We start from the raw sequence: 6902 nt of genomic DNA, 5'->3' as shown, positions 1-6902 counted from the left end.
TCTGCACCATCGCCATCAAGTGCGGTGACGAATGGATCAGCAAGTCTGACGGGGCAGGGGACACGGATGTCGAAGGCCAGAAGGGGGCCGTCTCCGACGCCTTCAAGCGCGCCGCCGTCAAATGGGGCGTGGGCCGCTACCTCTACGACATGGATGCCGTTTGGGCCGAGTGCGAGAGCTACGAGAAGAACGGCAAGAAGATGTGGAAGCGCTGGACGGCGCGCGGGGCGGCGCAGCTAAACGCGGCTGCCGGCAACGTTGTAGCCCCCGTTCTTCCGCGTGGAACCGTCACGACTGACGAGCGGCTTGTATCTCGCGAAGAGCTTACCCGCCTTCAGAATGCCGCCGATGATGTTGGCGCTGATCTTCAGGCTTTCTGCGCTTTCATGAAGGTCCAGAGCCTCAAGCATATTCCGCAATCGCGCTTCGAAGAAGCGATGAACGCCCTCTCCAAGAAGAAGAAAGCAGCATAACATGACCGAACGTCTCGACGCACTGGCTGTCCGCGAAGGCCGCGACCGCAAGAGCTTTTTCACCAAGATCGGAGCCGCGTTCCCGAACAAGGACGGCAAGGGTTGGACGGTCCTTCTGGACGCCATGCCAGCCCCGGTGGAAGGCCAGTTCAAGATCATGCTGCGCGAACCGCTGCCCAAGGATGGCGACCGTCGCGGCGGTAGCGGATCGACGTCTTATGATGACGATCTCGGATCGGATGGTGTGCCTTTCTGATGCTCCGCTCATCCGCCTTCGCCCCGCGCAAGAAGAACAGCCACCGCGTTGATCTTTGGAAACGCGCGCCCAGCTTTCTGCAATGGCTCCGTGGGCGCCCATGCCGACTGGACGACCGTGGCGGATGCTGGGGCAAGATACAGGCTTGCCACGTCGATTACGCGGGCAGCGACGAAAGCGTTGATCCCGCTGATGGCAAAGGGACCGGCTCAAAGGTCCATGACCGTTACTGCATCCCAATGTGTGCGGGCCATCATAAAGAGCAGACGGATTGGTCGTGGCCCCGCTTCGAAGCGAACTACCGGATCAACGCCCTAGAGGACAGCAAAGCCTACTGGAACGCATGGCCGGGGCGTCGGGCATGGGAGGAAAGCCGTGGCTAATGGTCAGACCATTATCCTCAATTCACCGTTCAAGCGGGCACAGGCCCAACGCTTGATCGAGCAGGCTCCACAAGGCGCAATTCTGAACATCAAAGAGGCCAAGAGGACCAGCGATCAAAACGCGTTGCTATGGGCGCTTTTGAGCCAGATCAGTCGAGCAAAGCCAGATGGGCGAATGCTGGACACCGATACCTGGAAAGCCCTGTTTATGCACTCGGTTGGCTTCAAATGCACGTTTGAACCGACGCTGGACGGGCAGGGGGTTGTGCCTCTGGGCTACCGTTCCTCGCGTCTGACTAAACTCGAATTTTCCGACCTGATTGAAGCGATTTTCTCGTTCGCGGCCGAGAAAGGCATCGCCCTGTCCGACGAAATTCCGTCCGCCGCCTAAAGGGAGAAACCCACATGCTGAACATATTCAAGCGCAAGGAGCCGGTCATATCGCTGGCGGAGCATGAGAGGATTGTGGCCAGGCTAGAGGCCGAGAAGACCTCGATCTTCAGCAAATATGCCGATGCCTATGCGGAATTGGCTCCCCTCAAAGAGCGCGTCGCCCGTCAGGATGCAGGCCGCTTGAAGGCCGTCATCGCCAGCGCAGAAGCCCGGCGCGGCAAGAAGCGGGAGACGGAGCTTGTGTAACGCTTGCGGCTTTCTGTGCTGCGGCTCCGACGAGTTTAGCGGCTGCGGCTGTGACCACTGCGACGAGCCTGATTGCCATTCGGAGCAATGCTTCAACGGCGGACAGCCGCTTTGCGATGGCGATTGCGACATCGAGGAAGACGGCGACCCATACGACACCGCCCGCGACAGGCGCCGCGACGATCGCGACGTGCACGGGCTGGAATGAATCAACCGCCTCCCCCCGCACGAACCCCCAAGCGGACATGGGCAGCATAGCGGTGACGAAATGGGAAATCGTCACTGCGGGAGATTTTGAGAGATGACGCAGGTCAACCGCTATCTCGAAGACAAGGCGATGGATCACATCGACCATGCGCTTGGCCGCCCGGTCGATCCTCGCTCTGAAACGTACCGCAACTATTTCTACGTGATTGGGGACACCGACCTCCGTCGTGAGATGGCATCCTCCCCGCATTGGCAGAGCGATGGCAAGACGAGGGAAGGGGAATATTTCTCGGTCACTGCGGAAGGGCGGGCAGCTTTGGCGGTGCACCTCAAAGCCGTAGGCGACAAGCATCGGCGCTGGATCGTGTCGTATGCTGGCTACCAGATGGAGGTCGTCGCCATATCGCGGGCAAAGGCGCGCTATTCGAAATGGCTCGACATCAGCGATGTCGATGACAGCCTAAGCTTCGGTCAATTCCAACGCAACAGCAAGGTGAGGCTCGCATGAACCGCCACCCCTCCACCCCCGCGCGAGCAATTCGCCCCGGCGAACATCGCTGGCGGGCGGTCCACAGCGCCGGTGATCGCAATCCCCCGATTGTGCTGAGCGATCGTCGCAAGAGGCAACCGTCTGGAACGTCAACGTCCGTGTGGAAGCATGGCAAGAGCGATGGGGCGGTTTATGAGTGACATGATCGACGCCTTCCGCGACCTGAAGGATTTGCGCCAGGCTGAACGGAAAGCGTTCGGTGTGCCATGCCCGGCCTGTCGCGAGAAGTTGCCAAACGCCCAGCCGAAGATTTTGCAGCCCGGTCATCTGTGCCGCGCTCACAAGCCCCACTATCGCGACCCGCGACCCGAACCGACAGCCGCTGAATATAATGCGGCAATGGCGGGGACGGGCTGGGCAATGAAGGAACCAACCCCATGACCGCCGAAAACAGTGCGCTGATGGCAGCGCTGGAGCCGACCTGGGCAAACCGCGAGTTGGCCAACGTAATCCGAAATCTCATGCATCAAGGCGGCTGGGGTCTTGATACGGACGCCCACGACTGGCGCTCGGATCACCCTTTGTTGCAGGCCATCGCGTCTCTCTCCCGCCCCACGCAATCGAGCGGGGAGGCGGTTGCGCTTCGTATCGGCTGGTGGAACGACATGCGCCAGCGCGGCGTCAGCCAGGACGTGGCAATCCAGAAGATCATGGGCGCCCTCGCCTCGTTCCCCGCACCCCTCCCGGCAGAGCGTGAAGTCGATGGGGAGGCGTCGGTTGGTGTCGAGGTGCGTCAGATCGAAACCGTCACAGGCGACTTTATGCAGGAGCCGGGCGAACCGTTCTGGCGGATCGAGATCAACGGCTATTGCGCAGAATTTGATAGCGAGTTGGCGGCCAAGAACTTCGCGGATCAGATCAACGCCCTCTCCGCACCCGCCCAGCCAGTCAGCGCGGATACGCAGGCGAAATCCATCATCGCCAATCTCGCGGCGGTCGTTCGGGTGCAAAACGGAAACAAGCATGAGGACATCAACGGCCTTTTGAAAACTGCCGATGATTTCCTAGCCGCCCAGCCAGTCAGCGAGCAGGGGGCGGGGGAGGGAAGCCCGCCATATCGCGTCGACACTAAGGCAGTCGTCACCATCATTGACGATCTGCTGCCTCAACCTGCGAAGGAGAATTTATGTACCCAATGACCGCAAGACAGATCGAGCGCATCAAGGACGCTCAGAATGAGGCCCGACGCTTCATTGCCAAGGCCGACGCCGCAATCAAGACGCTGCGTGATGCGCAGTATCCCGACACCCGCGCCACTGCTGCTGCCAAGCGTGCCAGCATGGACCTGACCCGCGCCCTCGTCGGCGTGAGAAAGTCGCCCTACAATGACTAGCAACAACACGCCGCCTGAAACGCTGGAGCCAAGCCAAGAGGCGAGGGAAGCAGCCGGCGCTTGGCTCCGCGATATGGACGGCCAACAAGTACAGCACATCCTCGATGGCATGGAGGATGATTGCTCGCTGGTCCAAGCCTTCGCTCGCTTTGAAAAGGCCCTCCGCGCATCAACCGATGCTGCCGAGCCTGTCCCTTCGCATGAAGTTGACGCGGACGGGAAGCCGACCGAAGATAGCGACCCGTGGTTTCAACTTGGCTGGCACAAAGAACGGCTAGCGGCGGCGGAAACCGAGTTGGCGACGTGGAAAGAGCGGGCCATGTCATTGCGTCTTTCCAATGGCGCTGCCGAGCCTGTGCTGCGCGAAGCCTGCGAAGGCATAGCTGACGACTATATGACAAGCGAGGCTCATCATCCCGGTTACGTGCTGATCCCGACTGCCAAGTTTGAGCAGATAGTAGCCGCTACCGAACGCGCAAAGGAAATCGTTCCGCCTCACTATGTCAATTGGCACCATGATGCCGACAAAGCACTCGCAACCGGCAACGGTGGGGATACCCATAGCCCCGACTGTGGCTGCACTCTTTGCCGCGCCGGTGCGTTGGTAGATCACGCGAAAGAGTCGGCCCGGATACAGTCGCATCGCAACGGTGGGGAGGGGCGGTCGTGAGCGGGCTACGCTGCCAATCCCGATGCTTCAGCCCATTCTCTTGTCGCGATTGGGGTTATTGCCGGCAACGCAACATTGACGCTGGCGGGATGAAGAACGTCACGCCTGAAATGCAACGTCAATGGCGTTCAGCAGATGCCCTCGCGTCGAAGCCGGGCGGGGAGGGTGACGATGGGGAGTGAGGACATTCTGCGCCCGATGTCGGAAGCGCCGAAGGATCGCAGCTATATCTTGGCGCAGTTCTATCAGCCTGATCCTGAGTACAACAGCCACGCTTGGCATGGCCGCACCTTCGCCATCCGGCACGAAGGGTACACCGAGCCATCGGGCTATGACATGGGCTGGTCTTTATTCCCCGGCTACGGCGGGTGCAGCGATCGCATGTTCAGCGGATGGATGCCCATTCCAGAAGCCCTCCGCACCACCCCTGAGACAGGACGGGAAGAATGAGCGAGGAACTGCCTTTGGCCGTGGCAATAGTGCTTGAACGATCCGTCATCACCTTTGGCGGCGTCGAACAGACGAAGTTGCCTGAACAATCCGCCAATATGATCCGCGCCCTCTCTGCTGAGGTGGAGGCGTTGCGAGCTTTCTACCAAGCGGTTCATGACATGACGTGCGTATGGGCGGACACTGATCGGCCATCCAGCATTTGCCCGCACCGCAGGGACGAAGCTGAGGATGACGACGAAGAGGACTTGTGGGACAACTTCGTCGCCACGCGCGCTCGCGTTAAGGCCCTCCTCAACAAGGAACCCGCGCGATGAAGATGGTGGATAGCATTAAAGCCGCCGCTCTGGTCGCCTACATAGAGCATGGCGGCTCGGCTGACATCATGGAGCATCTGACGCATGGTGACGGGCGCAACGTGCCTCCGAACGCAATCGGCAAGATGATCGAAGCCGCCCTCCGCGCCCTTGAAGTGCCGACCATGGAAATGCTCAACGCTGCCACCGATGCAACAGGCGCAGGCAGCGATATGTCGTGGTCGAACAGGTCGCCTCAAACCATGTTCGAGCAAGCTTGGTCCGCCATGATCGCTGCGGCGAGGGAGGAGTAGGGATGGGGAGGCTTGCTCCTTTCTGGCCGCGGATGATGAAGCGCGGCACCGCTTGCGCCTATCTGGACCTGTCGGCCGCGGAACTGGAGCGAGAGATCGCCGCGGGGCGATTGCCGCACCCGGTGATGCTGGGCAACGCAGAGCATTGGAGCCGCAGCGAACTGGACGAATATGTCGATCGGCTTACCGGCGTTCGTGCTGCCAATGACTGGCGCAAGGGGAGCCCGCTTTACAATGGGTAGGAAATCCCGCGCCGGCGTGCCCTACGTCAAAACGAGCACCAGCAAAGGCAAGCGCTACTGGTATTTCGACACCGGGACGCTCGACGCCCGCGGCAAGAAGGTGTTTGCGGCGCTTCCTGACATTGCCGACAAGGCAGCATTCGGTGCGGCATATTCCGCCATGATGGGGCATCGCACCCGCCGATCCAATGCCGCCGCGGTTATTACCGTCGCCTCCATGATCGGACTATACCGCAAGGGTCGCGACTACACCAACCTGTCAGACGGCTCGCAGCGCACCTACGACATCTATCTGAACGAGCTGGAACGCCTGATGGGCATGGCTCCCGCGGCGGAGGTGACACGCGCCGATGTCGTGCTGATGGTGGACAAAAGGGCCGACAAGCCCGGTGCTGCCAACATGCTGCTCAAGGTGACGCGGGCACTATTCAAGTGGGCGCGTGGCCGCGGGCATGTGACCGTCGATCCATGCGCAGACATAGACCTAAACGAGCTGGGAGAGCATCTGCCGTGGCCCGAGGCATTGTTGGTACAGGCGCTCGCAGCCGAGGACGAACGAGTCTGCCTAGCGGTCCACCTGCTCTACTACACTGCCCAGCGGATCGGTGATGTATGCTCGCTCAAATTCTCGGACATCCGCGACGGCAAAATACATTTGAAGCAGCAGAAAACCGAAAAGGAACTGGAGATACCGGCCCATACTCGATTGCAGGCACAACTGAATCGGACGCCGCGGCAGATCGGCCCGATCATCATTGGGGCGGACGGATCGGCCATGAACGCCAAGGCGCTGCGCCGGATAATCCAGATGTGGGCAAAGGATCGCGGGGCGAAGATCGTTCCCCATGGGCTGCGCAAAAATGCCGTCATCGCTCTACTGGAGGCGGGATGCACCGTGGCCCAAACGGCATCGATTAGCGGACAGACATTGCAGCTTGTCGAGTATTATTCCCGTCAGCGCGACCAGCGGAAACTGGCGGCCGACGCGATGAGAATATGGGAAGGGCACAAAGCGTGATTCTTCAAACAAAAACAAAACCGCTCTGCGAGGCGCAGTATTTCCTTGTATCGCCTTACCAGGCGGTTAAG

14 protein-coding genes are annotated in these 6902 nt (G+C 60.3%); all 14 read left to right on the top strand.

Annotated features, from left to right (window positions below):
* Positions 1-473 (top strand): Rad52/Rad22 family DNA repair protein (locus ACFQ24_RS04765; protein WP_380909370.1); only part of this gene is annotated, 473 nt, incomplete at its 5' end.
* A gap of 1 nt (position 474) precedes the next feature.
* On the top strand, positions 475-729 hold the full coding sequence (locus tag ACFQ24_RS04760) for a hypothetical protein (RefSeq protein ID WP_380909368.1): 255 nt from the start codon (positions 475-477) through the stop codon (positions 727-729).
* A gap of 375 nt (positions 730-1104) precedes the next feature.
* Positions 1105-1503 (top strand): recombination protein NinB, encoded by a 399-nt coding sequence (locus ACFQ24_RS04755; protein ID WP_380909366.1) that lies wholly within the window; start codon positions 1105-1107, stop codon positions 1501-1503.
* Positions 1504-1517: 14 nt separating this feature from the next.
* Complete coding sequence (locus ACFQ24_RS04750; RefSeq protein ID WP_380909364.1) at positions 1518-1751, top strand: hypothetical protein; 234 nt, start codon at positions 1518-1520, stop codon at positions 1749-1751.
* Positions 1752-2052: 301 nt separating this feature from the next.
* On the top strand, positions 2053-2466 hold the full coding sequence (locus tag ACFQ24_RS04745; protein ID WP_380909362.1) for a hypothetical protein: 414 nt from the start codon (positions 2053-2055) through the stop codon (positions 2464-2466).
* A 183-nt stretch (positions 2467-2649) separates the two neighbouring features.
* Complete coding sequence (locus ACFQ24_RS04740) at positions 2650-2889, top strand: hypothetical protein (protein ID WP_157102632.1); 240 nt, start codon at positions 2650-2652, stop codon at positions 2887-2889.
* Positions 2886-3647: a hypothetical protein gene (locus tag ACFQ24_RS04735; RefSeq protein ID WP_380909360.1), complete on the top strand. Its 762-nt coding sequence runs from the start codon at positions 2886-2888 to the stop codon at positions 3645-3647. Before ACFQ24_RS04740 ends, ACFQ24_RS04735 begins: the two co-directional genes overlap by 4 nt.
* Complete coding sequence (locus ACFQ24_RS04730; protein ID WP_380909358.1) at positions 3644-3841, top strand: hypothetical protein; 198 nt, start codon at positions 3644-3646, stop codon at positions 3839-3841. Before ACFQ24_RS04735 ends, ACFQ24_RS04730 begins: the two co-directional genes overlap by 4 nt.
* The gene (locus ACFQ24_RS04725) at positions 3834-4511 is read left to right on the top strand and encodes a hypothetical protein (RefSeq protein WP_380909356.1); all 678 of its coding nucleotides are present in this window, start codon (positions 3834-3836) and stop codon (positions 4509-4511) included. Before ACFQ24_RS04730 ends, ACFQ24_RS04725 begins: the two co-directional genes overlap by 8 nt.
* A 165-nt stretch (positions 4512-4676) precedes the next feature.
* Positions 4677-4961, top strand: a complete 285-nt coding sequence (locus tag ACFQ24_RS04720) for a hypothetical protein (protein WP_380909354.1) — start codon at positions 4677-4679, stop codon at positions 4959-4961.
* Positions 4958-5278 carry a hypothetical protein gene (locus ACFQ24_RS04715; RefSeq protein WP_380909352.1) on the top strand — a complete coding sequence of 107 codons (321 nt, stop codon included), beginning with the start codon at positions 4958-4960 and terminating at the stop codon, positions 5276-5278. Before ACFQ24_RS04720 ends, ACFQ24_RS04715 begins: the two co-directional genes overlap by 4 nt.
* Positions 5275-5571: a hypothetical protein gene (locus ACFQ24_RS04710; protein WP_380909350.1), complete on the top strand. Its 297-nt coding sequence runs from the start codon at positions 5275-5277 to the stop codon at positions 5569-5571. The genes ACFQ24_RS04715 and ACFQ24_RS04710 overlap by 4 nt, the downstream gene beginning before the upstream one ends.
* A gap of 2 nt (positions 5572-5573) precedes the next feature.
* Positions 5574-5813, top strand: coding sequence for a helix-turn-helix transcriptional regulator (locus ACFQ24_RS04705; protein ID WP_380909348.1), 240 nt, complete (start codon positions 5574-5576; stop codon positions 5811-5813).
* Positions 5743-6831: a tyrosine-type recombinase/integrase gene (locus tag ACFQ24_RS04700; RefSeq protein WP_380909346.1), complete on the top strand. Its 1089-nt coding sequence runs from the start codon at positions 5743-5745 to the stop codon at positions 6829-6831. Before ACFQ24_RS04705 ends, ACFQ24_RS04700 begins: the two co-directional genes overlap by 71 nt.
* The last annotated feature ends 71 nt before the right edge of the window (positions 6832-6902 follow it).

This window comes from Sphingobium olei (assembly GCF_042678845.1).
Lineage (GTDB): Bacteria > Pseudomonadota > Alphaproteobacteria > Sphingomonadales > Sphingomonadaceae > Sphingobium > Sphingobium olei.
This window is presented reverse-complemented; position numbering and strand designations above follow the sequence as displayed.